General features: G+C 65.3%; 20 protein-coding genes and 1 pseudogene. 12 read left to right on the top strand and 9 right to left on the bottom strand.

The genetic code is table 11. The annotated features are described in order from the left end of the window. Window positions 1–88: 88 nt before the first annotated feature. The 4 genes from secB to ACO055_RS15600 all read left to right on the top strand — a co-directional run bounded on the left by secB (window position 89) and on the right by ACO055_RS15600 (window position 4,090). Complete coding sequence (gene secB / locus ACO055_RS15615; protein ID WP_422059755.1) at window positions 89–604, top strand: protein-export chaperone SecB; 516 nt, start codon at window positions 89–91, stop codon at window positions 602–604. A gap of 72 nt (window positions 605–676) precedes the next feature. Then, window positions 677–2,224, top strand: a complete 1,548-nt coding sequence (gene murJ / locus ACO055_RS15610; protein WP_422062485.1) for a murein biosynthesis integral membrane protein MurJ — start codon at window positions 677–679, stop codon at window positions 2,222–2,224. A 3-nt stretch (window positions 2,225–2,227) separates the two neighbouring features. Next, window positions 2,228–3,226 carry a tryptophan--tRNA ligase gene (trpS, locus tag ACO055_RS15605; RefSeq protein WP_422059754.1) on the top strand — a complete coding sequence of 333 codons (999 nt, stop codon included), beginning with the start codon at window positions 2,228–2,230 and terminating at the stop codon, window positions 3,224–3,226. A gap of 165 nt (window positions 3,227–3,391) precedes the next feature. Then, window positions 3,392–4,090: a DUF4136 domain-containing protein gene (locus ACO055_RS15600; RefSeq protein WP_422059753.1), complete on the top strand. Its 699-nt coding sequence runs from the start codon at window positions 3,392–3,394 to the stop codon at window positions 4,088–4,090. 990 nt (window positions 4,091–5,080) lie between these two features. Here ACO055_RS15600 and dnaA read toward each other — a convergent pair. The 3 genes from dnaA to mutM all read right to left on the bottom strand — a co-directional run bounded on the left by dnaA (window position 5,081) and on the right by mutM (window position 8,206). Continuing rightward, entirely contained in the window at window positions 5,081–6,439 is a 1,359-nt protein-coding gene (dnaA, locus tag ACO055_RS15595) for a chromosomal replication initiator protein DnaA (protein WP_422059752.1), read from the bottom strand. 502 nt (window positions 6,440–6,941) lie between these two features. Then, window positions 6,942–7,205 carry a 30S ribosomal protein S20 gene (rpsT, locus tag ACO055_RS15590; RefSeq protein WP_422059751.1) on the bottom strand — a complete coding sequence of 88 codons (264 nt, stop codon included), beginning with the start codon at window positions 7,203–7,205 and terminating at the stop codon, window positions 6,942–6,944. A 188-nt stretch (window positions 7,206–7,393) separates the two neighbouring features. Further along, entirely contained in the window at window positions 7,394–8,206 is an 813-nt protein-coding gene (gene mutM / locus ACO055_RS15585) for a bifunctional DNA-formamidopyrimidine glycosylase/DNA-(apurinic or apyrimidinic site) lyase (protein ID WP_422062484.1), read from the bottom strand. Window positions 8,207–8,299: 93 nt separating this feature from the next. Here mutM and ACO055_RS15580 point away from each other — a divergent pair, with 93 nt between their 5' ends. The 8 genes and pseudogenes from ACO055_RS15580 to ACO055_RS15545 all read left to right on the top strand — a co-directional run bounded on the left by ACO055_RS15580 (window position 8,300) and on the right by ACO055_RS15545 (window position 15,986). Beyond that, window positions 8,300–9,037 (top strand): class I SAM-dependent methyltransferase, encoded by a 738-nt coding sequence (locus tag ACO055_RS15580; RefSeq protein WP_422062483.1) that lies wholly within the window; start codon window positions 8,300–8,302, stop codon window positions 9,035–9,037. A gap of 109 nt (window positions 9,038–9,146) precedes the next feature. Continuing rightward, the gene (gene ubiB, locus ACO055_RS15575) at window positions 9,147–10,691 is read left to right on the top strand and encodes a 2-polyprenylphenol 6-hydroxylase (RefSeq protein ID WP_422059750.1); all 1,545 of its coding nucleotides are present in this window, start codon (window positions 9,147–9,149) and stop codon (window positions 10,689–10,691) included. Between the two features lie 100 nt (window positions 10,692–10,791). Further along, window positions 10,792–11,919: a glycosyltransferase gene (locus ACO055_RS15570; RefSeq protein WP_422059749.1), complete on the top strand. Its 1,128-nt coding sequence runs from the start codon at window positions 10,792–10,794 to the stop codon at window positions 11,917–11,919. Further along, window positions 11,916–13,025 carry a hypothetical protein gene (locus tag ACO055_RS15565; RefSeq protein ID WP_422059748.1) on the top strand — a complete coding sequence of 370 codons (1,110 nt, stop codon included), beginning with the start codon at window positions 11,916–11,918 and terminating at the stop codon, window positions 13,023–13,025. The genes ACO055_RS15570 and ACO055_RS15565 overlap by 4 nt, the downstream gene beginning before the upstream one ends. Window positions 13,026–13,076: 51 nt before the next feature. Further along, window positions 13,077–14,357, top strand: coding sequence for a bifunctional phosphopantothenoylcysteine decarboxylase/phosphopantothenate--cysteine ligase CoaBC (gene coaBC / locus ACO055_RS15560; protein ID WP_422059747.1), 1,281 nt, complete (start codon window positions 13,077–13,079; stop codon window positions 14,355–14,357). Continuing rightward, window positions 14,320–14,781: pseudogene (dut, locus tag ACO055_RS15555) on the top strand (dUTP diphosphatase); the annotation flags it as partial. The gene coaBC and the pseudogene dut, both read left to right, overlap by 38 nt. A gap of 102 nt (window positions 14,782–14,883) precedes the next feature. After that, complete coding sequence (locus tag ACO055_RS15550) at window positions 14,884–15,633, top strand: HesA/MoeB/ThiF family protein (protein ID WP_422059746.1); 750 nt, start codon at window positions 14,884–14,886, stop codon at window positions 15,631–15,633. Continuing rightward, window positions 15,612–15,986: a DsrE family protein gene (locus ACO055_RS15545; RefSeq protein WP_422059745.1), complete on the top strand. Its 375-nt coding sequence runs from the start codon at window positions 15,612–15,614 to the stop codon at window positions 15,984–15,986. The genes ACO055_RS15550 and ACO055_RS15545 overlap by 22 nt, the downstream gene beginning before the upstream one ends. Here ACO055_RS15545 and ACO055_RS15540 read toward each other — a convergent pair. From ACO055_RS15540 to ACO055_RS15515, 6 genes are all read right to left on the bottom strand, one after another. Further along, window positions 15,983–16,705, bottom strand: a complete 723-nt coding sequence (locus ACO055_RS15540) for a class I SAM-dependent methyltransferase (protein WP_422059744.1) — start codon at window positions 16,703–16,705, stop codon at window positions 15,983–15,985. The genes ACO055_RS15545 and ACO055_RS15540 overlap by 4 nt on opposite strands. Then, window positions 16,705–17,832, bottom strand: a complete 1,128-nt coding sequence (gene prfB / locus ACO055_RS15535) for a peptide chain release factor 2 (protein WP_422059743.1) — start codon at window positions 17,830–17,832, stop codon at window positions 16,705–16,707. The genes ACO055_RS15540 and prfB overlap by 1 nt, the downstream gene beginning before the upstream one ends. A 76-nt stretch (window positions 17,833–17,908) precedes the next feature. Continuing rightward, on the bottom strand, window positions 17,909–20,425 hold the full coding sequence (locus ACO055_RS15530) for a penicillin-binding protein 1A (protein ID WP_422059742.1): 2,517 nt from the start codon (window positions 20,423–20,425) through the stop codon (window positions 17,909–17,911). Between the two features lie 59 nt (window positions 20,426–20,484). Then, on the bottom strand, window positions 20,485–21,630 hold the full coding sequence (locus ACO055_RS15525) for a DSD1 family PLP-dependent enzyme (protein ID WP_422059741.1): 1,146 nt from the start codon (window positions 21,628–21,630) through the stop codon (window positions 20,485–20,487). Beyond that, a complete protein-coding gene (locus tag ACO055_RS15520) occupies window positions 21,627–22,880 on the bottom strand; it encodes a D-arabinono-1,4-lactone oxidase (protein ID WP_422059740.1) in 1,254 nt (417 codons plus the stop codon). Before ACO055_RS15520 ends, ACO055_RS15525 begins: the two co-directional genes overlap by 4 nt. 55 nt (window positions 22,881–22,935) lie before the next feature. Further along, window positions 22,936–23,940 (bottom strand): N-acetylmuramoyl-L-alanine amidase family protein, encoded by a 1,005-nt coding sequence (locus ACO055_RS15515; RefSeq protein ID WP_422059739.1) that lies wholly within the window; start codon window positions 23,938–23,940, stop codon window positions 22,936–22,938. Window positions 23,941–24,225: the final 285 nt, after the last annotated feature.

Below are 24,225 nucleotides of genomic sequence, written 5' to 3'. Positions count from 1 at the left end.
GTGCTGGCGGTTCGCCGCTGCTAAGCGCCGCCGCAACGCTCCGCCTTACGGCGGAACCATCCCATCCGTTTCTACGAAAGCAGACATCATGGCCGACGAGACCAGCACCGAATTCACTCCCACCGCGCTGCCGAACGGCGAAGATACCGGCCCCGCGATCGGCCTGATCTCGCAATATGTGAAGGATCTGTCGTTCGAAAATCCGAACGCGCCCGCGGTTTACCAGTGGCAGTCGGCCCCGCAGATCGACGTGCAGTTCAACATCGGCGCCGACAATGTCGGCGACAGCCTGTACGAAGTCTCGCTGAAGATCGATATTTCGTCGAAGTCGGACGAAGGCACGCAGTTCATCGTCGACATCAAATATGCCGGCCTGTTCGGCGTCCGCAACGTCCCCGATGACCAGTTGCAGCCCTTCTTCCTCGCCGAAGCGCCGCGTATCCTCTTCCCCTTTGCACGCCGCGTCGTCGCCGACGTCGTGCGCGACGGCGGCTTCCCGCCGCTGCTGCTCGAACCGATCGATTTCCACGGCCTGTTCATGCAGCAGGCGCAGCAGATCCAGGCCGAGCAGGCGGGCGACGTCGCGCCGGTCGGCCAGGCCTAAGCCCGGCTTGGGGGGCAGGCCGAAAGGTTGAGCAGCCTCGTCAAAAGCGTGGGGACGATCGGCGGCCTGACGATGGTCAGCCGCATATTCGGCTTCGCGCGCGACATGCTGCTGGCCCGCATCCTTGGCGCGGGACTCGCCGCCGACGCGTTCCAGCTCGCCTTCACGCTCCCCAATACCTTTCGCCGCCTGTTCGCCGAAGGGGCGTTCTCGGTCGCCTTTGTTCCCATGTACAGCCGCGCGCTGCATGGGGAGGGCGGCGAGGCGGCGGCGGCAAAATTCGCCGACGACGTTCTCTCGGTCTTTCTATGGGTACTTCTCGTCTTTTCCGCGATCATGATGATCGTGATGCCGGGGATTGTCTGGATTCTGGCGCGCGATTTCCAGCACGTGCCGGGCAAGTTCGACTTTGCCGTCTTTCTGAGCCGCGTCACCTTTCCCTATCTCGCGCTCATCAGCCTCGTCGCGATGCTGTCGGGGCTGCTCAATGCGCGCTCGCGCTTCGCGCCAGGGGCCTTCGCTCCCGTCCTGCTCAATATCGTGCTGATCGGCGGGATCGTCACCGGATGGTGGCTTCGCGGTCCCGGCGGTGACGATCGCATCGTCGCCGAAGCGCTCGCCGCCGCGGTCAGCATCGCGGGCGTGGTCCAGCTCGCCTATATGTGGTGGGCCGTGCGCCGCGCCGGGCTGAAACTGCATTGGCGGCTCCCCAAACTCACGCCCGAAGTGCGACGGCTCGGCACATTGATCCTGCCCGCGACCTTCGGCGCGGGAATTTATCAAATCAGCCAGTTCGTCGACACCTTCTTTGCGACATCCCTGCCGCAGGGATCGCTGACCTTGCTCAAGCTGGCCGACCGGCTGAACCAGCTGCCTCTCGGCATTGTGGGTATTGCGCTCGGCACCGCGATCCTGCCGATGCTGTCGCGGCACATTCACGGCGGCGATTCAGCCGAAGCGCAGCGATTGCAGGCGAATGCCTTCGAGATTGCGACGTTGCTGACGCTTCCCGCCGCCGCCGCGCTCGCTATCTGCGCCCCCGCGTTCGTTACCGCCTTTTTCGTCGGCGGCAAATTCACCGACGCCGACGGGCTGATCATGGCGCAGATCGTGGTCGCGCTGATCGCGGGCCTTCCGGCTTATGTGATCGTGAAAATCCTCAACCCCGGCTTTTTCGCGCGCGAAGACACGAAAACCCCGGTGTGGACGGCGCTCGCGTCGCTGACCGTCAATATCGCGATCAACCTCTATGTGGTCGAGCGCTATGGCATCGTCGGGCTGGCAGCTGCGACCGCCGTGTCGGCGTCGATCAACTGCATCCTGCTCTACATCGTGCTGCACCGCCGCGGCTGGTTCCATTTTACGGGCAAGCTCGCTGGGAAGATTGCGCGCCAGCTGATCGCGGTCGCGGCGATGGCGGCACTTCTGTGGGTCCTGATGCCGCTGATGGAACCCTATTACAGCGGCAATGCCTTTGAACGGATCTGGTCGCTGGCGCTGCTCTGCGGAGCGGGCGGCGCGGTCTTTTTCATCGCCGCATTCATCGTGGGCGCGCTTGACAAGGATCTGGTCGCCATGCTGACGCGGCGGCGCGGCAAACCTGCCGAAATTCAGGAGTAGGACATGCGGACGCTATCGGGCATCCAGCCCACCGGAAATTTGCATCTTGGCAATTATCTGGGCGCGATCCGCAACTGGGTGCGCATGCAGGACGAGATGCCGGGCGATAAGCTCTATTTCCTGGCCGACCTTCACGCGATCACCGTCCACAACGACCGCGCCGAACTCACCGCCAACACGCGCGAGATGGCGGCGGCCCTGATGGCGGCGGGGATCGACCCCGAAAAGGCGATCCTCTTCAACCAGGCACGCGTCCCCGCGCACGCCGAACTGGCGTGGCTGCTGTTCTGCACCGCGCGCATCGGCTGGCTGAACCGCATGACGCAGTTCAAGGAAAAATCGGGGAAGAACCGCGAAGGCGCAAGCGTCGGCCTCTATGCCTATCCGGTCCTGCAGGCCGCCGACGTGCTGCTCTACCAGACGACGCATGTTCCGGTCGGCGACGACCAGAAACAGCATCTCGAGCTCGCGCGCGATATTGCGACCAAGTTCAACCTCGACACCGGGACCGAGACCTTCACGCTCCCCGAGCCGACGATCCCGCCGACCGCGGCGCGGATCATGAGCCTGCGCGACGGCAATGCCAAGATGTCGAAATCGGACCCGAGCGATGCGAGCCGCATCAACCTGGTCGACGATCCCGACACGATCATGGCGAAGATCCGCAAGGCAAAGACCGATCCGGAGCCTTTGCCGTCGGAGGCCGCGGGGCTCGAAGGCCGCACCGAAGCAAAGAATCTCGTCTCGATTTACGCTGCGATGTCCGACGAGAGCATCGACGAGGTGCTCGCGCGTTTCGCGGGACAGGGTTTCGGCGCGTTCAAACCCGCGCTCGGCGAATTGCTCGTCGAGACGCTGCGCCCGATCGCGACCCGCCTGACTGCGCTCAAAGCCGATCCCGCCGCCATCGACGCCGCCCTGGAATCGGGTGCGGCCCGTGCCACGGCGTTGGCCCGGCCCACGCTCGACGCCGCTTACACCGCGCTCGGGCTTTGCCGCTAAACCTTGGGGTCGCCATCAAAAAATCTTGTTTGCGCGCTGCGCCGTCCCATATCGGGAGGTGGAACCGCTGTACGACGAAGCGAGTTCAACCAAGGTTAAGTCGCGGCGGCCTAGTCATGGTATAAGAGACGCGGTGCGTGCCGATCCGAATCACGGAGCATGAATATGAGCAAGATCATTCTTAAGCGGCTTGGTTTCGCTGCCATGGCGGGCGCCGCGCTGGCGCTGGCCGGCTGCGCGACGCCCTTCAAGGCCGACGTCGCGCGCTTCCAGACGCAACTTCCTGCGCCGCAGGGCCAGAGCTTCGCCATCGAAGCGGGCAACCCGGCGCTACAGGGTGGCATCGAGTTCGGGCAATATGCCAATCTCGTCGCCGGCGAGCTGACGCGGTATGGCTATCGCCCCGTCGCGGCAGGCGAGCGCCCCGATCTGGTGGTGCGGATAGACTATGGCGTCGACAAGGGTCGCGAGCGGGTCGTCTCCAGCCCCGGCTTTGGCGATCCCTGGTACGGTGGCTATGGCGGCTATTATGGCCGCGGCTTTTATCCCCCGGTCGTCGTAAGCGGCCGCGGCGGTCGCCGGTATATCTATGGCTATCGCGACCCGTTCCTGTGGGGCGGTTTCGGGCCCGGCTGGGGCGGTTCGGATGTCACCAGCTATACCGTCTATACGAGCGGGCTGGACCTGCAGATCAACCGCGCTGCCGACGGCTCGCGTCTGTTCGAGGGCCATGCCGAAGCGCAGTCGCGTGACAATAATCTGCAAGCGATCGTCCCGAACCTCGTCGAAGCGATGTTCACCGGCTTTCCCGGCAATTCGGGCGAGCGGGTACGGATTACGGTGGCACCGCCCGAAAAGGGCTGAGCTGTCCGACACGCCACGACAGGGGGCCCGTCTTTCACAAGAAAGGCGGGCCTTCTTGGTCTTGAGAAAGCGTTGTCGGCTTTCGACCAGAACGCAACATTTATAGCATCGTCATCCTGAACTCGTTTCAGGATCCATGGGCTGCCGTTTCCTTCAGCAATGCGCTACATTCGAGCTCAGGCCATGGATGCTGAAACAAGTTCAGCATGGCGGGCGCTAACGACTCATTGCGGACGATCGAGACGTGCTCCCCGGCGAAAGCCGGGGTCCAGAGCGTGCGCACGCAACCTCTGCTCTCGAACGCCCTGGACCCCGGCCTTCGCCGGGGAACACGACGGGTCGCTAGGTCCCGCTTTCGCGGGAATGACGAAGAGCGCGATGACCGCTTTCGACCAATTGCGGACATTCTCCTTCCTCGTCATCCCGGACTTGATCCGGGATCCATGAGCGCCACGGCAGCTATGGACCCCGGATCAAGTCCGGGGTGACGAAGGAGAAGACGATCGCTCTCCATTCGCTTCGACCTCCCGCTGCTGGTCCGAGCGGAACAGCGAGCAACGGCCCATCGCGGACGACCCAGCGTGTTCCCCGGCGAAGGCCGGGGCCCACAGCGTGCGCACGCAACGCCGGCTCTGCAACGCCCTGGGCCCCGGCCTTCGCCGGGGAGCACGACGGCTCGGGCGAACATCCGCTTCCCACCCCAAAACCGCCGACGCCAAAAAAGGCCTTTCCTACAATATCCGGCTATGCGACCGTCGATTCTGGCTCTTTCAATCGGTGGATAAAAGCGGTCCGCGGCGCGCGTTACGACCGGGTGTGTCCGGCACATTGGACGGTCCCGATCGGGAGCGCACAGGATCGGGAGCGCACAGGGCTGAACTTTCCTGAACTTTGGACTGAGGTACCGACCGCGCCCCGCCCGATACGGCCGTTCGAGCGACGCGCAGGCTGTGGACAAATCCGGGGATAAATCCGGTATAAGCCTGGGGATCAGCTGTTGAGACTGCGCCGGATCGCCGCGATTTCGGCATCGAGTTCACTGTCCGCGACGCGCAGCGCCTCGACGGTGCGGACCGCATGGATCACCGTCGAATGATCGCGCCCGCCAAAGCGGCGGCCGATCTCGGGATAGGAACGCGGGGTCATCTCTTTCGCCAGATACATCGCGACCTGGCGCGGGCGCGCGACGGCGCGGACGCGGCGTTTCGACGCCATTTCCGATTTGTCGAGCCGGTAGTGCGCACAAACCGCGCGCTGGATCTCGTCGATCGTGATCCGCGGGCGGGCACTGCGGACATTCTCGGCCAGCCGGTCCTCGGCGAGCGCAAGGTCGACCGTCGTCCCGGTGAGCGCAGCATAAGCAAGCAGCTTGTTGAGCGCACCTTCGAGTTCGCGGATGTTGCGGGTGAAATGCTTGACCAGATAGGCGACGACCGCGTCGGGCACCTCGACCATCGGCATCGCGGCGAGCCGCTGGCGGATGATGCGCTCGCGCAGGTCATCTTCGGGCGCCTCGATATCGGCGACCAACCCGCCCGACAGCCGCGACAGCAGCCTGGCCTCGACCCCGTCGAGCATCGCGGGCGGGCGATCGGCGGTAACCACCAGGCGCTTACCCGCCGTCATCAGGTCGTCGATCGTGTGGAGCAACTCTTCCTGTGTCGAATTTTTGCCGATCACGAACTGAAGGTCATCGAGCAGCAACAGGTCGGCCGCGCGCAGCCGCGCCTTGAAGGCCATCATGTCACCGCCGCGCATTGCACCGACGAATTCCAGCATGAATTTTTCCGCCGACATCAGGATGATGTTCGCGGTGGGGTGCGCCCTGGCATAATCCTGCGCTATCGCCTGGATCAGGTGGGTCTTGCCCTGGCCGGTGCCCGAGCAGAGATAGAGCGGGTTGAACTGCGGCGCTTCGAGCATCGCCATGCGGCGTGCGGCATTGGCCGCGAGAATGTTCGAGCGCGCGACGACGAAGCGATCGAACGACAGGCGCGGATCGAAGCCGAGAAGCGCGGGGTTGGCCACGGGCTGCGACGCCTCAAAGGCGGGCAGCGGCTGCGCCGACAGAATCGCGGTCCGGTCGGTGGCGGCGGCACCACCGCGCACGGTCACGCCGCGCACATCGTTCAGATGCTGCCGCCAGGCCAGTTCGAGCCGGTCGCCGAAGCGTTCGTTGATCCAGTTGGCCGAAAAGCGGCTCGCCGTCTCGAGCGTGACCACGCCCGACAGCGTGCAATATTCGGCAAAGCGGACGGGCTTCAGCCAATGGTCGAAGGTGCGCGCGCCAAGATCGCGCCGCAATCCTTCCGCGACGCGCGGCCAGAGTGCAGCGGCGTCGCCGCTCATCGCTCCATCCCTTGCGTCCACGCCATTCCGATTTCCGCCTTGTATCACCCGTATCGCCCCCAAATCCCCCACCGTTCAACCCTGGCGCGGCCTGCTCACACGCCGATTCCCTCGCACCCGCAAGAAGGCGCAAGCATCCTGTCCCGGACAATCAGTCCGAAAGAGTGCGAATCATGTCGATGTGGCGACCGCCGACGAAGGCCGACGACCCCTCTGTCTAGGCAGGGCGTGGCGAGTCGATCAAGACCGGGGGGTGTAAAAATACTGAAATAAAAATCTTGACTCACAAGGGGGGCTGGAAACGCGTCAGCCGCAGTTTTTCGCCATATTTTTCAGTATTTTATTCGCAAAGAAAATTGCGGCGTCAGCGAATCGCAGTAATTCCGTCACTTACCGCGCTGCAACACTATTGCCATCGCACAGTCACAAACGGAGGCACAAAAAAGGACCCGCAGGCTCGATGCCGGCGGGTCCTTTTTTGTGCCCTTTCGGGACAATCGAATCAGGCGATCGCGTTCACGCTCTTGGTGAGGCGCGCATATTTGCGAGCGACCGTATTCTTGTGGAGCACGCCCTTGGCCACGCCGCGTGCCATTTCAGGCTGCGCCGCCTTCAGTGCGGTCGCTGCAGCGTCCTTGTCGCCAGCGGCGACGGCATTCTCAACCTTCTTCACCAGGGTGCGAATGCGCGAGACGCGATTCTTGTTCACGACGGTGCGCGCGGTGTTGCGGCGGATGCGCTTTTTTGCCTGCGGCGTATTGGCCATAAATTCCTCAGTTTCTCAAACGGTCTCAACGGTCGGAGCACAGCCTCAGCGGAGCAGCCGAATCGCGCGATAGCAGCGAATCAATGTCCGGATGCGGCCGGTTCCGGAACGCCGGACCCTGCTCGAAGGGTGCGCCCATAGCCAGCATGCCCCCTTTGGTCAATGGTTTTTGCGGTAATTCTGCCGCATCAGCGCTGGCATTTCGGGCAATAGAAGGTCGATCGGCCGCTCTGCACGACGCGGACAATCGTCCCGCCGCATTCGCACGCTTCGCCCTCGCGCCCATAAACCCGCCAGTCCTTGGCGAAATAGCCAAGGTCGCCGTCGGGACTCAGGAAGTCGCGAAGCGTCGATCCGCCCGCCGCGATCGCCGCCGTCAGCACGTCCTTGATCGCAGGCACCAGCGCCGCGAGCTTCGCCTTCGAAACATCCGCGGCAGGCCTCAGCGGCGAAATCTTCGCCATGTTGAGCGCTTCGCAGACATAGATATTGCCGAGCCCCGCGACGACCGTCTGGTCGAGCAGCATCGCCTTGATCGGCGCACGCCGCCCCGCAAGCGCTCGGGCGAGACAGGCGGCGTCGAAAGCGTCCGACAGCGGCTCGGGGCCCAGGGTCACGAAAGCGGGAAACAGCGTCAACGGATCGCCCGCGACCAGATCAACCGACCCGAAGCGCCGCGGGTCGTGCAGGAAAAGCCGGTGCCCCGCTCCGGTTTCCAACAGCAGATGGTCGTGCTTTCCCGCTTCGCCGCCCTCGGTCCGCCAGCGCCCCGACATCCCCAGATGAAAGATCAGATGATCGTCGCGGTCGGTCGACACGATCCCATATTTGGCGCGGCGCGACAGCGCGGTCACCGTCGCGCCGGTCAGCCGCTGCGCAAGGTCGACGGGAAAGGGTCGGCGCAGATCCGGACGAAAGGTGGTGACGGCTGTCAGACGCTGCCCCTCGAGGAAGGGCGCTAGGCCGCGGACCGTGGTTTCGACTTCGGGTAGCTCTGGCATATCGTCCATGCGGCTACGCGCCATTTGCTTGCGCTTCAACCCTTGGCTAAAGGCCGGTCAGACTTTGCTTCTCCCCGCATGAAAGCGCGACTCATGACCACCCCCGAAACCGTCAGCTTCGGTTACGAACAGGTTCCCGCCGGCGAGAAAACCGCGATGGTGGGCGAGGTGTTCAGTCGCGTCGCGCGCAAATATGACATCATGAACGACGCGATGTCGGGCGGCATGCACCGCCTGTGGAAGGATCGCTTCGTCCGCCGCGTAAAGCCGCGCGAGGGCGAGACGATCCTCGACATGGCGGGCGGCACCGGCGACATCGCCTTTCGCATGGAGCGCTCGGGCGCGTGCATCACCGTTGCCGACATCAATCCCGACATGCTGGGCGTGGGCATGGAACGCGCCGCCGAGCGCGGCATCGACAGCCTCGTATGGAGCGAGCAGAATGCCGAGAAGCTGAGCTTTCCGGGCCAATTCTTCGACGCCTATACGATCGCTTTCGGTATCCGCAACGTCACCGACATCGCTGCGGCACTCCAGGAAGCGCACCGCGTGCTGCGGTACGGCGGGCGTTTCTTCTGCCTCGAATTCTCGACCAACGAATGGCCGGGTTTTGCGCAGGCCTATGACGCCTATTCGCATCGTCTTGTCCCCAAGCTCGGCAAGTTGATCGCCGACGACGAGGACAGCTATCGTTATCTGATCGAATCGATTCGCCGCTTCCCGCCGATGCCCGCATTCGCGCGAATGATCCGCGAAGCCGGCTTCACCGCGGTCAAGGTCGAACCGATCATGGGCGGGCTCGTCGCGATCCACAGCGGGTGGAAGGCGTGAGCATGCGAAAGCATGTGAGCGTACCCGTGCAGGCGGGGGCCCACGGCGGCGCCGGCGTAAACGGGGTTCCCGCTTTCACGGGAATGACGAAGTGGGGAGCGGTCGCCGAGTGACCCGACCCATCACCCATATTGCGCGCCTGCTGAAATGGGGCCGCATCCTGGCGCGCCACGGGGCGCTGCGCGGAATCGAAAGCGCCCCGACGACGCCGCCGGGCGTCAAGCGCCTGTGCCGGATTGCGCGCTTTGGCACGATTCAGCCGAAAACGCCCGACTATGCCGCCGCCTTTCAGGCCATCGGCCCCGCAGCGGTCAAGCTTGGCCAGACGCTCGCTACACGCCCCGACATCGTCGGAGAAGAAGCGGCGCGCAACCTGCTGAGCCTCCAGGATGCGCTCGCGCCGGTCGCGTTCGACCGCATCCGGCAGGAGATCGAAGCGACGTTCGAAGTGCCGCTCGAAAGCCTCTACGCCGAATTCGACCGCGAACCCGTCGGCTCGGCCTCGATTGCGCAGGTCCACCGGGCGGTAACGACCGAGGGTCGTCACGTCGCGGTCAAGGTCCGCCGTCCCGGCATCGACAAGCAATTCGCGCGCGACATCGAAACCTATGAATGGGCCGCGGCGCATCTCGAAGCCTTTGGCGGCGAAGCGACGCGCCTGCGCCCGCGGCAAGTGATCGCCAATTTCCGCCGCTGGACGCTGCGCGAACTCGATCTGCGCCGCGAAGCCGCCTCGGCGTCCGAGCTCGCCGACGCGATGGTCGGCGTGCCCACCTATGAAGTTCCCGCGATCGACTGGGACCGCACCGCGAGCCGGGTGATGACGCTCGACTGGATCGACGGCATCAAGATCTCGCACCGCGACGCCCTGGTCGCCGCGGGGCACGACATGGAAAAGCTGTCGGCGAACCTCGTGAACGCGTTCCTGCGCCAGGCGATCGCCGAGGGATTCTTCCACGCCGACATGCACCAGGGCAATTTGTTCGTGAAGGCCGACGGGACGATCGCCGCGGTCGATTTCGGGATCATGGGGCGGATCAACCGGCAGGCGCGCTACTGGCTCGCCGAAATCCTCTATGGCCTGACGACGGGAAACTACCGACGAGTCGCCGAAATCCATTTCGAGGCGCAATATGTGCCCGACTATCACAGCGTCGAGGAATTCGCGACGGCGCTCCGTGCGGTCGGCGAGCCGATGCGCGGCAAGCCGGTGAGCGAACTCAGCGTCGGACAGATGCTCGACGGGCTGTTCGCGATCACGCGCGATTTCGACATGCAGACCCAGCCGCACCTGCTGCTGCTTCAGAAGACGATGGTGATGGTCGAGGGCGTCGCGACGATGCTGAACCCGAAGATCAATATGTGGGACGTGTCGGGACCCTTCGTGCGCGAATGGATCCGCGACGAGCTCGGCCCCGAAGCCGCTCTCGCCGACGGCCTGCGCGAACAGGGAAAGACGCTGGCGCTGATCCCCGACATCATCCGCCGCCTCGATGCGCAGCTACCCAAAAAGGGCGCTGCACCGCCAGCGCCGCCACTGCCCGAGATTCCGCTGATGTGGGATAAGGGCGAGAAGCGCCGTTGGTGGCGCTATGCCCTGACCGCGATCCTTGGCGCAGCGGCGGGTGCCGGCCTGCTGCAATGGCTCGGCTAAGCGGCACTTTCGCGCCGCTGGTTACTGGATATTTACCTTAATTCCCTAGGCCCGACCCTCGACCAACCCCGGATCGTCATCCGGAAAAGACCGAGGTTTCATGCGCCACGACAGCTTTCTTGCCGACCCTCTAATCTCGGTCGATACGCTTCCTCTTGAGGTCGCGGTCGTGGTGCCGACGCTCAACGAAGCCGCCAATGTCGAACGGCTGATCGAAAAACTCTCGGTCGTGCTGGCCGGGCGCGGCTGGGAAGTGGTGTTCGTCGACGATAATTCGCCCGACGGCACGAGCGCCCTGGTGCGCCGCATCGGCCGCACTTCGCGCCATGTCCGCGTCGTCGAGCGCGTCGGCCGCCGCGGCCTGTCATCGGCGGTAATCGAAGGTATATTGGCGACGGCGGCGCCGATCGTCGCGGTGATGGACGGCGACCTCCAGCATAGCGAAGACGCGCTGCCGCGCCTGATCGACGCGATCGAAAAGGATGGCGCCGAAATCGCCGTCGGCACGCGCTATGTCGCGGGCGGCGGCACCGGCGACTGGGATCAGGGCCGCGTCCGCATGAGCCGTCTCGCCACCCGCGCCGGACAGATCGCGCTCGGCACCGATGTCAGCGACCCGATGAGCGGATTTTTCGCGGTACGCCGCGACGCCTTCGAACGCGCGCTGCCACGCCTGTCGGCGATCGGCTTCAAGATATTGCTCGACATATTGGCGTCGAGCCCGACCGCTTTGAAGGTAGCCGAAGTCCCCTACACGTTCCGCAGCCGCGAGGCCGGCGAAAGCAAGATCGGCGTGCGCGTGATCGCCGAATATGCCGAATTGATCGCCGACAAGACGATCGGCCGCTTCGTCCCCGTCCGTCTGCTCAAATTCCTGATGGTCGGCGGGATCGGGGTGTTCGTCCACCTCGCGGTGCTGCGCGCGCTGCTCGGCTTCGGCGACAGTTTCCTGACTGCGCAGACCGGCGCGGTCATGGTCGCCATCGCGTTCAACTTCTTCCTCAACAACAGTTTCACCTATGCCGACCGCAAGCTCAAGGGCTGGCGGCTGCTCGGCGGCCTTGCGAGCTTCTACGCCATCTCGGCGCTCGGCGCGGTCGCCAATATCGGCATCGGTACGTGGATGGCAGGGCATGACGAACGCTGGTGGGTCGCGGGCGTCGCCGGCGTCCTTGTCGGCGCCGTCTGGAATTTCGCCATGTCCTCGGCGCTCACCTGGCGGAAATGACCGGAGCTCAAACCACCGGCTGGAACCGTCTCGAGGGCGTTTCGCGTCCGGTCGCGGCACTGCTGCTCGTGCTGCTCGCGGCGCTGATGCTGCTCGGAACCGTCGAACGGCAGGCACCGCGCGAGGTCAATACCGCCTCGCCTTTGCTCGCCAGGGAAGAGGGGATGATTGGCGATCATGCGCTCTACCTCAAGATCTTGCGCAAGATGGAAACGGGCACGCCCTATTATGACGCGGTCGCCCAGGAACATCGCCTTTACGGTTATCCGCTTCGCCCCTTCATCGCCGTGCGGCTCCCGACGCTCGAGACTGCGCTCGGCAAGATCGGCCTCCCGGCGGGCACGCTCATCGCCAGTATCCTGGGGCTCCTTGCGCTGTTCCTCTGGCGTCAACGGCTGACAAGCGAGCCTGGCCTCCCCGCCTATGCCCGCTTTGCCGTCTTGTTGATGGCCATCAATCTGGGCCAGGTCATGTCGGGCCAATGGGTGCTGATCCACGAAGTGGTCGCGGGCGTGCTGATCGCGATCGCGCTTGCACTTTACCGCCCCGAACGACCGTGGGCCGCTATGGCGGTGATCGCCGCCGCGCTCACCATCCGCGAGACGGTGCTGCCGGTCGCAATGCTGTTTGGCCTGGTGGCGCTGATCGATCGCAACTGGAAAGTCGCCGCCTCATGGGTCGCCGTCGGGATCGCTTTCGCCGGTGGACTAGCTGTCCACGCCGCAGCGGTCGCCGCCGTCGTCCGACCCGATGACATCGGCGGCGCGGGATGGCTTGGGATGAACGGCTGGAACAATTATATCGGCTTCATCCACAATAGCTCGGCGCTGCGTTTCGGCGCGCCGCAATGGGTGGCCGCCATCCTGACCCCGCTTGCCCTGCTCGGCTGGCTTGCCTGGCGGTCGCGCCTGGGCACGCTCGGCTTCGCTGTCCAGCTGATCTATGCCGCCGCTTTCATGCTCTTCGCGCGACCCGACAATGACTATTGGGGCATGCTTGTCGTCCCGACTGTGTTTATCGGGCTGATCTTTGCGCCCGCCGCTTTGGCGTCGCTTGTCCGTGCGCTTCGTCCGGCATCGCTTGAACCGGCGCCCCGCTCGGCATAACTAGCAGGCGAGGGAATCGGGTGTCCGGTTCCGTGGACAGAATGGACCCGCATGGCTGCTCCGCGCATATTGCTGATCATCGGCGGCGGGATCGCAGCCTATAAGGCGATCGAGCTCGTCCGCCTGCTCCGCAAATCGGGCATGGTCGTGCGCTGCATCCTGACGCGCGCCGGCGAGCAGTTCGTGACCCCGTTGACCCTCGCCGCGCTGAGCGAGAATAAAGTATATACAAATCTTTTCGACCTGAAGGACGAGGTCGAGATGGGGCATATCCAGCTCAGCCGCGAAGCCGACCTGGTGGTTGTCGCCCCCGCGACCGCCGACCTGCTGGCGAAGATGGCGGCGGGCATCGCCGACGATCTGGCGACGACCTTGCTGCTTGCGACCGACAAGCCGGTGCTTGCCGCGCCCGCAATGAATGTCCGGATGTGGCTGCACGCGGCGACGCGGCGCAACATCGCAACACTGCGCGGCGATGGCGTGACCGTGATGGAGCCCGACGAGGGCGAAATGGCGTGCGGCGAATATGGCCCCGGACGCCTGCCCGAACCTACTACGATCAAGGCAGCGATCGACGCCGCTCTCGCCAACGCGCCGGTGCCAGCGGTGCTGACCGCGCCCGCAACTCTCGCGGACCAGCCCGACTTTGCGCCCGCCAACCGCCGTCCGCTCTATGGCCGCCGCATCCTCGTCACCGCAGGCCCGACGCACGAGCCGATCGATCCCGTGCGCTACATCGCCAACCGATCGAGCGGGAAGCAGGGCTTCGCGATCGCCGCTGCCGCTGCCGAAGCCGGCGCCGAGGTGCTGTTGATTGCCGGACCGGTCGATCTGCCGACCCCGCCCGGCGTGATCCGCGTCGACGTCCAGACCGCGCGCGAAATGGCGGACGAAGTCGATCAGGGCCTGCCCGTCGATGTCGCGATCATGGTCGCCGCGGTGGCCGACTGGCGCGCCGCCGACACCGCGCAGCAGAAGATCAAGAAGGACGGTAGCGGCGCCGTGCCCCCGCTCGCGCTCGCCGAAAATCCCGACATTCTCGCAGGCTTGGCCAAATCGCCCGCGCGGCCCGGCCTGCTCATCGGCTTCGCTGCCGAAACCAACGATGTCATCGCGCATGCCGAAGCAAAGCTCGCGCGCAAGGGCTGCGACTGGATCGTCGCCAATGACGTGTCCGCCGACCCGATGGGGGGCGAGACGAACCGCGTACATATCGTTAGCAATGCTGGGGTAGACAGTTGGGACCGGCTGCCCAAGGGTGCCGTTGCCCGCAAATTGATGGAAAAGATCGCCGATGAGCTCGAAATCCGCGCACCCCTTGAAAGAGATTAAGATCGCCATCCAGCGGTTGCCGAATGGCGGCGGCCTGCCCTTGCCCGCCTATGCGAGCGATGGCGCGGCGGGCATGGACGTCGTCGCGGCGGAGACGCTGACCTTGCGCCCCGGCGGACGGCACGCGGTTGCGACCGGCTTCGCCATGGCGATCCCGCCGGGGTATGAAGTGCAGGTGCGCCCGCGATCGGGCCTCGCGCTCAAGCACGGCATTACCTGCCTCAACACGCCGGGCACGATCGACAGCGACTATCGCGGCGAAGTGAAGGTGATCCTTGCCAATCTCGGCGACGAGCCGTTCGAGATCAAGCGCGGCGACCGGATCGCGCAGATCGTCCCCGCGCCGGTCCAGCGTGCCGCCTTCGCCGAAGTCGAAACGCTCGATGAAACCGCGCGCGGTGCGGGCGGCTTCGGATCGACCGGGGTTGCAAGCGAGAACAGCGACGAGACGATCGAGGACGACAATATCCCCGACAATGTCGGCTCGCTGTCGGGCATCAAGACGCGGCGGTCGGGCGAGTAGGCGTTGCTGAGCGACGCCGAACTTGATCGTTATGCCCGCCAGATCATCCTTCCGGCCTTCGGCGGCGCGGGTCAGGCGAAGCTGAAGGACAGCCATGTCGCCATCATCGGCGCGGGCGGGATCGGATGTCCGGCGATCACCTATCTGGCAGCGGCGGGCGTAGAGACGCTGACGATCATCGACCATGACGCGGTCGAACTGTCGAACCTCCAACGTCAGCCGCTGTTTACCGACGCCGACGTGGGATCGCTCAAGGCTGCGGTCGCCGCCAACGCCGCGCGCCGGATCAATCCGCATGTCACGGCCTTCGCGGTGGACCAGCGGCTCGACGCCGAAAATGCGGAAAAGCTGCTCGCGGGCGCCAGCCTGATCCTGGATGGCTGCGACAATTTCGAAACGCGGCTTGCCGTCAACCGCGCCGCGTCCACTCTCGAAATCCCTCTACTCTCGGCCGCGATCGGGGCGTTCGAGGGGCAGGTCGCGCTTTACGAAGGGTGGCGCGCGGACAGTCCCTGCTATGCGTGCCTTGTCGGCGACGACCCCGACCGCCCCGGCATCAATTGCGCCGAGCAGGGCGTGATGGGTGCGCTCGCCGGCATGATCGGCACGATGGCCGCGCTCGAAGCGGTGCGCGCGCTGACCGGCTGGGGGCAGCCGCTCGCCGGCAAGCTGGCGATCGTCGACATGCTCGACCGGCGCTGGCGCGAGGTCGCGGTGGCAAAGGATCCGGAGTGTCCGATTTGCCGGGGCTGAGCATCATCATTGCCGCGGCCGATGGCGAGCGCCTCTATGCGGCGCTCGAAGCCGCTGCGGCGGCGGCAGCGCTCGGGCGCCCGTCGCGTATCTTTCTGCAGGGCGCGGCGGCAGCGCTGCTGCGCACCCCCGTGTCGTTCGACGGCGACGAGGCGCGCCGCGGCGCGGGGCAGCCCGACCTCGTCTCGCTGATCGCCGAGGCGATGGCGATGGATGTGCGGCTGATCGTCTGCCAGTCGGGCATGGCGCTCGTCGGCATGAGCGCGAGCGAGCTCGTCCCGCAAGTGCGCGCCGGCGGTCTGGTCAGCTTCCTCGCCGACGTCGGGCCGGACGACCAGCTGATCGTCTATTAGGGGGTTTTGCAGACCGTGATCGCGTCGGGCGCTGGCCGTTTTCCATCGGGGACGAAGCGCGCGAGATAGCCCCCGGCGTGCGCCTTGTCGTCGAACGACACCAGCTTGTAGCCGACCGCCTCGAACTCGCAGACGAGCAGGCGAAAGGGCGTGCCATGCTGCGCGATCGGACGATCGCCGTCGACGACGATCACCTGTCCGCCCGCGCGGAGCGCCGGACGCAGCCGCCACAGAAAGGCATAAGGCTCACCGATCTCATGGTACATATGGACCATGAAGACACGGTCGAAACTGCCGGCCGGCAAGCGCGGATCGTCGACGGCGCCCAGCTTCAGCGACACATTGTCGAGCCGCTCGCGCGCCACGCGGTCGGCCAGGCGCTCGATCACTTCGGGCTGAATATCCTGTGCAAGGACGCGGCCGGTGGCGCCGACGCGCGGCGCCAGGCGCACCGTATAATAGCCGTCGCCCGCACCGATGTCGGCGACGGTCATGCCCGTGCGGACGTCGGCCGAATCCATCACGTCGTCGGCTTCGTTGACGCGGTCGCGCGCTTCCTCGGTCGACCATTTGGTCGACGTGATCGGCGCGACGGGGCGATCGGCCGGCGGAAATTCGCGCGCCGTTCCGATCCGGTCGCTATCCTCGTTCCACGGGCCGTCGCATCCGCCGAGCAGCGGCACCAGAGCCAGCGCGGCGAGGGCGGCCGGAACCTTCATCAATCGATGTCCTCGACCTCGACCTTTTCGCCCGTCACCTTCTGCGACAGCGCCGCGGCCATGAAGGGGTCGAGCGCCCCGTCGAGCACGTCGCCGGGCGCCGTCGAGGTCACCCCGGTGCGCAGATCCTTCACCAGCTGATAGGGCTGGAGGACATAGGAGCGGATCTGGTGGCCCCAGCCGATTTCGGTCTTGGCCTGATATTCGCCCGACGCCGCGGCTTCGCGCTTCTGCAACTCGGCCTCGTACATGCGTGCTTTCAGCATCCCCATCGCGGTCGCGCGGTTCTTGTGCTGCGACCGGTCATTCTGGCTCGCGACGACGATCCCGGTCGGGATGTGCGTGATACGCACCGCCGAATCGGTCGTGTTGATGTGCTGTCCGCCCGCGCCCGAGGCGCGATAGGTGTCGATCTTGAGGTCGCCTTCGTTGATCTCGATCTCGATATTGTCGTCGATCACCGGATAGACCCAGACCGACGAGAAGCTGGTGTGGCGCCGCGCCGAGCTGTCATAGGGCGAGATACGGACGAGGCGGTGGACGCCGCTTTCGGTCTTGGCATAGCCATAGGCATTCTCGCCCTTCACCAGCATCGTCGCCGACTTGATGCCTGCCTGCTCGCCTGCCTGATATTCGACGAGCTCGACCTTCATTCCGCGCTTTTCGGCCCAGCGGCTGTACATGCGCTGGAGCATTTCGGCCCAGTCCTGGCTTTCGGTGCCGCCCGCGCCGGCATGGACTTCGATATAGGCGTCGTTGGCGTCGGCTTCGCCGGCGAGAAGCGCCCTGATCTTGTCTTCGTCGGCGCGCGCCGCCAGCACGGCGAGCGAGGCGACGGCATCATCGATCAGCGCCTCGTCGCCTTCCATCTCGGCAAGCTCGATCAGTTCGACCGTGTCGCCCATTTCCTTCTCGATCGAGCGCGTCGCGGCGATCGCCTCGTCGAGGCGGCGGCGTTCGCGCATCACTTCCTGCGCCGCCTTCGGGCTGTCCCACAGCGTCGGGTCTTCGACCTTCGCGTTCAATTCGTCGAGGCGGCGTACCGCCCGGTCCCAATCGAGGAACCGGCGCAGCAGGGCCAGCGCGGCATTGATGGTGTCAACATGATCCAGCGCTTCGGCGCGCATGGTTTTGCTCCTGAAATTCGGTTGGGCACCGGCCATAGAGGCTGGGGCGCCGGTGGCAAGGATCAGATTCCCGGCGTCAGATGATGCCGCCGCGGTCGTCGATGAAGTCGCTGTCGCTGCGGCCGGTCGAACCCTTTTGTGCCGGCCCGGTCGTCCGCTTCTGCGTCTTGATCGGCTTGATTTCTTCCTCGCGGATCGTGCGGCGCGGCTCGCTTTCGGGCTTGAAGGCTTCCCAGATGATCGCCGCCTTCGGGTCGGTCCCCGGCCAGCTGCCATAGACGCGGCGACCCGACTGGCGGTCGATACGCACCATGCGGACGCCTCGCGGCGCGGTGAAAGGCACCGGCGGCGCGTCGGTCAGCGATGCCTCGTAAAAATCCTTGAAGATCGGCGCGGCCAGGCTGCCGCCTTGCGCATATCCGCCCATGTTCCGCGGCTGGTCGAACCCGATATAGACCCCCGCGATGACGTCGGGGCTGCCGCCGACGAACCAGACGTCCTTGGGACCCGAGGTCGTGCCCGTCTTGCCGAACAGCGGCACGCCCAGGTCGCGCAGCCGCACCGCGGTGCCGCGCTGGACGACGCCTTCGAGCATATGGACGACCTGATAGGCGGTCATCGGGTCCAGCAGCTGCTTGCCGGTCTTGGCAAAGCGCGGCATCGGCTTGCCGTCCCAGTCCGACATGTTGCAGCCGTCGCACGGCCGCCAATTCTTCGGAAAGATCACCTTGCCGCGGCGATCCTGCGCATAATCGATCAGGCGCGGTTTCAGTTCGCGGCCATGATTGGCGAGCATCGCATAGGCGTTGGTGATCTTTTCGACCGTGGTCGTACCCGCACCGAGTGCCGTCGACAGATAGGGCTCGTGCTTGCCGATCCCCATGCGCTGGATCGTGTCGACGATCGGCTCCATGCCGACCTGGCTTGCGGTGCGGACCGTCATCAGGTTGCGCGACTGCTCCAGGCCCCAGCGCATCGTATGCTCGCCCGACCCGCCGCCGCCGCCGAAGTTGCGGAAGCATTTGTTGCCGAAACGTGCGCCCTGATAGACGCAGAACGGCCCGTCGACGATCATCGTCGCGGGGGTCATGCCGTTGTCGAGCGCCGTGGCATAGACGAAGGGCTTGATCGTCGATCCGGGCTGGCGCTCGGCCTGGGTGGCGCGGTTGAACGGCGACAGCCGCACGTCAAAGCCGCCCTGCATGGCGTAGATGCGTCCCGAATGCGGGCTTTCGACGATCATGCCGCCCGACACTTCGGGGATGTTCTTCAGCGCGTAGATGCCCGGCGCAGTCGCCTTGACCGCGATCAGGTCGCCCGGGCGCATCGCCGAAAAGGCGCTGCCGCCGGTCTTGCGATAGCCCTGCGTCGCGGCATCGGCAGGCAGACGTCCGGTATCGCCCTTGGCGAAACCGATCCGGACTTCGCCGGGCGATTTCGACAGCACGGCGGCAATCCGCCAATTATCGTAATCGATCCCGACGAAACTCGACGCAAGGCGGCTCTGCCACTGGTCGTCGGCCTCGATCGTCGCGATCGGGCCCGACCAGCCCTTGCCCGCATCGTAGCGCTGCAACCCCTTGCGCAGCGCCATGGTCGTCGCGGCCTGCATCTTGCCGTCATACGCCGTGCGCACCCAGAGTCCGCCGCCATAGACCGATAGCGGACCATCTTCGGATGTTTCGCCGAACTGGTCGATCAGCTGGCGCCGCACCTCTTCCATGTAATAGCCGCCGACCTGCGCGATCGCCGTGTTGCCGCTGTTGGTCAGGCCGAGCGGCATCGCCTGCGCGGCGTCGCGCTGCGCGGCACTGATCCATCCGTTGCGGAACATCTCCGACAGCACGAAATTGCGGCGCGCCATCGCCTTGTCGGCGTTGCGCGCGCGGCCATAGGTTTCGGGCGCCTTGGGCAGGATCGCAAGGAACGCCATTTCGTGAAGCGCGAGCTGGTCGACGTCCTTGTCGAAATAGGCCCGCGCCGCCGCCTGTACCCCGAAACTGCGGCGGCCGAGCGGGATTTCGTTGAGATAGAGTTCGAGGATCTGCTCCTTGGTGAGCGCCCCTTCGATGCGTTTCGCCAGGATCAGCTCGCGGATCTTGCGCCGATAGCTGACTTCGTTGGTCAACAGCAGATTCTTCGCGACCTGCTGCGTGATCGTCGACGCGCCGACCGGGCGCCCGCTGCTGCTCAGGTTGGTGATGACCGCGGTCGCGATACCCGGATAGTCGATCCCGCCATGCTCGAAGAAGGTGCGGTCTTCCGCCGCGAGATAGGCGCGGACCAGCAGCTGCGGATATTCGGCATATTCCAGCTGGACACGGCGCTCGCGCGCATAGCTGTGCACGGGCTTGCCTTCGGCATCGCGCACCATTGTCGGCAGCGGTGACTGATAATCGCGGAGCTGGTCGACCGACGGCAGGTTGCGGGCGAACACTGCCCAGATGAGCAGGATAGCGAGGAGCCCGGCACCGCCCAGATAGCCAAGGATGCGGAACCAGCGCCGCGTCCACATCTCGCGGAACCAGGCGATGACGGCATTGCTGTCGCGGCGCAGGCGCAAGCGGAAATGGGACACGGTATCGGAAGCCATATGGCCAAGCCTCTAAAGCCTGCGCGGCGGAAAGGGAAGCATGGTTGCGGCAGCATGTCCTAGCGCGCGCGGCCGCGCGCGCTGACCGGCCAGATTGCGACCAGCGTGTCGCCCGACACGACATGATAATGGTCGTAGAGATTCACCGTGGGGTCGCAGTGCGGCACCGTCAGCGTCACCGGATCGCCGGGCGCGAGTTGCTTGCCGATGTCGGGCGCGATCAGCGCCGAATGCTCGTCGCCCATGAACGCGAAGAAAGCGGATTCGGGAGCACCGCGCCGCACGACCGCCGCCCCGCCATCGCTCGAAAGCGACTTGATGCCCGCGTCGATCGTGACGAGCCCCGAATGATTGGCGCTCACGACACGGGCATCGACCCCGAGCGCGGTTTCAAACGGCACGTCACGCTCGCCCGTCAGGTCGCAATCGAGATATTGCTTGTCCATGAAGATATAGGAACCCGCCTGGAGTTCGGTGAAGACGCCGAGATCGAGATCGATCCGGTGGGTTCCGGTCCCCGATCCGGTGACGATTTCGGGACGGAAGCCTGCGCCGGCGAGCGCATCGATAGCGCTTTGCAGATAGGCCGTGCGCTCGACGATGGCCGCGCGGCGTTCGGCAAAATCTTCGATATGCTGCTGCGAACCGCAATAGAATTGAACGCCGCGAAACGTGAGGCGGGGCAGCGTCGCGATCGTCCGCGCAAGATCGACCGCCGCCTCGGGCGATGCGACGCCGGTGCGCGCGATACCGGGGTCGATGTCGATGATGACGTCGAGGGCGGCGCCCTCCGCGTCCAGGGCAGCGTCAATCCGTTCGGCGACGGCGGGATGATCGACGACCGCCATCAATCCCCCGGCGCGCTTCGCCAGCGCCGCAAGACGTTCGATCGCGCGCAGCGCGGCGACGGGCGACGTGATCAGGATGCCGGTGACGCCGCCTTCGACCAGCGCTTCGGCCTCGCCGATCTTGGCGCAGCAGACCCCGAGCGCGCCGGCGGCAAGTTGGCACTTCGCGATATCGACGCTTTTGTGCGTCTTGGCATGGGGGCGAAGGCCGACGCCATGTCGCGCCGTCAGCGCCGCCAGCGCCGCGATGTTGCGGTCGAGCGCATCCCGATCAAGCACGAGTACCGGGGTGTTGAGGTCGGCGCGCGAGCCCTGCCGACCAATCAGATGCGCGTGCAGGGTCAGATCGTCGCTCATGAAAACAGCGCCTCCAGATGCCGATTGAGAAATTTGCCCTGCGGGTCGGCCGCGCGGCGCACGACGCGGTAGCGCTCGGCCATCGGGTACAGCGTATCGACGTCGCCGCGCGTCAGCGTATGACGCTTCGCCCAGTGTGGGCGCCCGCCATGCGCGCGAAAGATCGCCTCCGCTTCGGCGAAATGACCCGCCCAGGGCATCGCGTGATATTGGTGCATCGAGATCGCGGCGACCGGTCCCGCATTCATCGCGCTCATCCAGATGTCGTCGGCGGCGACGGTGCGATATTCAAAGGGAAAGGTCACCGGCAACCGCTTCTTGCGGATCCAGCCGACGACTTCGCTCAACGCTTCGAGTCCCAGCGCGCGCGGCATTTCATATTCCATTTCCTCAAAGCGGATCGTGCGATCCGAAGGAAAGATCGCATGTGCGGGACCACGGCGATGCCCGTCGAAGCGTGTCTTCATCATGCCGCGCTGAAGCCAGGGCGTCAGGAACGGCAGTTTCGCCGCAATATCCAGCACGCGGCGGAACGCCGTCTCTTCCATATCGGTCGTCGATGGCGGCGGGTCGCACGGATCGCAAGGGTCGAGTGTCTTCAGGATCACATGATCGGCGTGCGGGAAGAACCAGAATTCGATGTGGCGATGCTGCCCGGCCAGCGCGTCATAGCTTTCGCGGATTTCCTCCCACCGCCGCTTTTCGATCCGCTCGGCTAGGTGAAAGGCGGGAACGACGGCGACCTCGATTTCGGTCGCGATGCCAAACATCCCCAGCGAAAGCCGCTGCGCCTGATAGAGATCGGGGTCGGTCGCAGCGTCGCACCAGCGCGCCTCGCCGTCCGCACCGATCAGCCGAAAGCCGCGTGCCATCGTCGCGAGCGAGCCCAGGTCGACGCCGGTCCCGTGCGTCCCCGTCGCCATCGCGCCGGCGAGCGATTGCGGATTGACGTCGCCCTGATTGGCGAGCGCCAGGCCTTCGTGCCACAGCGCGGCCGTCAGCCGCTTGATGCTCCAGCCCGCAGGGATGCGGGCGGTCTTGCGGTCGGGCGAAATGCGAATCGCGTCGCCGATCCGGTCGAGACCCAGAATCAGCTCGTCGGACTGGCAGAGCGGCATGAAGCTGTGCCCGGCGCCCGTTGCCCGAACCTTGCGCGCACCGCGGATCAGCGCGGCGAGTTCATCCTCGCTTTGCGGCCTTGTGACCTCGGCCGGCGCCGTGACGCTGCCCGACCAGTTGCTCCACGCCATGCGCCCCTCCCGTCGCTGGCAAGCTGTCGGCGACGCGCGGGATGGTCAAGGCCGTTTAGGGTCGGTACTCGATTTGGCGGGCGAAATGGATTTGCACCGCGTCGCGCACGCCGCGCGCAACCTTCCTCTGCCCCGCTGCCGAGGCCAGGAATTCGGCGTCCCCCTTGTTCGATATGAAGCCCGTTTCGAACAGCACCGACGGTGTATCGGGCGCCTTCAGCACCACGAACGAAGCGAAACGGTGCGCCGTCGTGCGGAATTTGACGTCGTCGCCTGCTTCGCGCTGGAGCAGGCGGGCGAAGTCGGACGCGACATTCATCGTCTCCCGCTGCGTCAGGTCGAGAAGGATCGACGATACCTCGCTGCTGTGCGCGCCCAGGTCGATGCCGTTGATGATATTCGCCTTGTTCTCGCGCGCCGCGAGCCGCGACGCTTCGCGGTCGGACGCGACTTCAGAGAGCGTATAGACCGAGGCGCCGCTGGCCGTTTCGGTCTCGGCCGCGTCGGCGTGGATCGAGATGAAGAGGTCGGCCTTCAGGCGCCGCGCGATGCCATAGCGCTCCTCCAGTACCAGAAACCGGTCGTCCGCGCGGGTGAGCGCGACGCGGACGCGGCCCGATGCGACCAGATCGTCGCGGATGGCCTTGGCCAGCGCCAGCGTGATATCCTTCTCGCGCTTCCCGTTGTGCGGCGAATGCGCGCCCGGATCATGCCCGCCATGACCAGCGTCGATCACGACGAGCGGCAGGCCCGGATTGTTCGGCCCCTGAATCACGGGGAGCGGCAGCGCGGGCTTCGGTTTTCCGATCGGAACCGTAACGCTGTACCGCTTTCCGGGACGCTTGGCGCGAAACCCGACCGGCGCGTTCGGCTCGATGCGCGGGGTGCGCACAGCATGATCGAAAGCGCTCTGTGATATCGGCCCGATTGCAGCGAGGCCGGCCGGCGCGGCCGAAGCAGACACCGGGCCGACGGCCATCGCCAGCAGGACGAACAAGAGTTTCATGCCGCGATTATGCCGTTGCGAGAGAGCGATGGTCCAGCGCTTATTCGAGGGCATGGAGACCCCCGCGACCGAACGCCGTGGACCGCCTGCCCGCCAAAGCGCATCGAATTGCCGCCAATTGGCTGGGTTAACGACCAATTCGGTGCAGCGGCGGTGCGGATATATTTGCAACAAAAGGCCAACTTCCTATCTTTGTTGGGTAGCGAAGGTTGCCGTGGGCCCATGCCGATGCTAGCACCCCGCACACTGACGGTGTCCTTCCCGGCGCCGTCCGGCCTTTTGAGGGGAAAAGGCCTGGTCTCGCGAATCGCGGATCAAGGCCGCTCCGGCGCCGGACAT

The sequence above is a fragment of the Sphingopyxis sp. genome (assembly GCF_965227415.1).
Classification (GTDB): Bacteria; Pseudomonadota; Alphaproteobacteria; order Sphingomonadales; family Sphingomonadaceae; genus Sphingopyxis.
Note: the sequence above shows the minus strand (reverse complement) of the source record. Positions and strands in the feature narration are given on the sequence as shown.

Coding starts and splice junctions, on each gene's coding strand:
- secB (WP_422059755.1), top strand. CDS start 89: ATGGCCGACGAGACCAGCACCGAATTCACTCCCACCGCGCTGCCGAAC.
- murJ (WP_422062485.1), top strand. CDS start 677: ATGGTCAGCCGCATATTCGGCTTCGCGCGCGACATGCTGCTGGCCCGC.
- trpS (WP_422059754.1), top strand. CDS start 2,228: ATGCGGACGCTATCGGGCATCCAGCCCACCGGAAATTTGCATCTTGGC.
- ACO055_RS15600 (WP_422059753.1), top strand. CDS start 3,392: ATGAGCAAGATCATTCTTAAGCGGCTTGGTTTCGCTGCCATGGCGGGC.
- dnaA (WP_422059752.1), bottom strand. CDS start 6,439: ATGAGCGGCGACGCCGCTGCACTCTGGCCGCGCGTCGCGGAAGGATTG.
- rpsT (WP_422059751.1), bottom strand. CDS start 7,205: ATGGCCAATACGCCGCAGGCAAAAAAGCGCATCCGCCGCAACACCGCG.
- mutM (WP_422062484.1), bottom strand. CDS start 8,206: ATGCCAGAGCTACCCGAAGTCGAAACCACGGTCCGCGGCCTAGCGCCC.
- ACO055_RS15580 (WP_422062483.1), top strand. CDS start 8,300: ATGACCACCCCCGAAACCGTCAGCTTCGGTTACGAACAGGTTCCCGCC.
- ACO055_RS15570 (WP_422059749.1), top strand. CDS start 10,792: ATGCGCCACGACAGCTTTCTTGCCGACCCTCTAATCTCGGTCGATACG.
- ACO055_RS15565 (WP_422059748.1), top strand. CDS start 11,916: ATGACCGGAGCTCAAACCACCGGCTGGAACCGTCTCGAGGGCGTTTCG.
- coaBC (WP_422059747.1), top strand. CDS start 13,077: ATGGCTGCTCCGCGCATATTGCTGATCATCGGCGGCGGGATCGCAGCC.
- ACO055_RS15540 (WP_422059744.1), bottom strand. CDS start 16,705: ATGAAGGTTCCGGCCGCCCTCGCCGCGCTGGCTCTGGTGCCGCTGCTC.
- prfB (WP_422059743.1), bottom strand. CDS start 17,832: ATGCGCGCCGAAGCGCTGGATCATGTTGACACCATCAATGCCGCGCTG.
- ACO055_RS15530 (WP_422059742.1), bottom strand. CDS start 20,425: ATGGCTTCCGATACCGTGTCCCATTTCCGCTTGCGCCTGCGCCGCGAC.
- ACO055_RS15525 (WP_422059741.1), bottom strand. CDS start 21,630: ATGAGCGACGATCTGACCCTGCACGCGCATCTGATTGGTCGGCAGGGC.
- ACO055_RS15520 (WP_422059740.1), bottom strand. CDS start 22,880: ATGGCGTGGAGCAACTGGTCGGGCAGCGTCACGGCGCCGGCCGAGGTC.
- ACO055_RS15515 (WP_422059739.1), bottom strand. CDS start 23,940: ATGCCCTCGAATAAGCGCTGGACCATCGCTCTCTCGCAACGGCATAAT.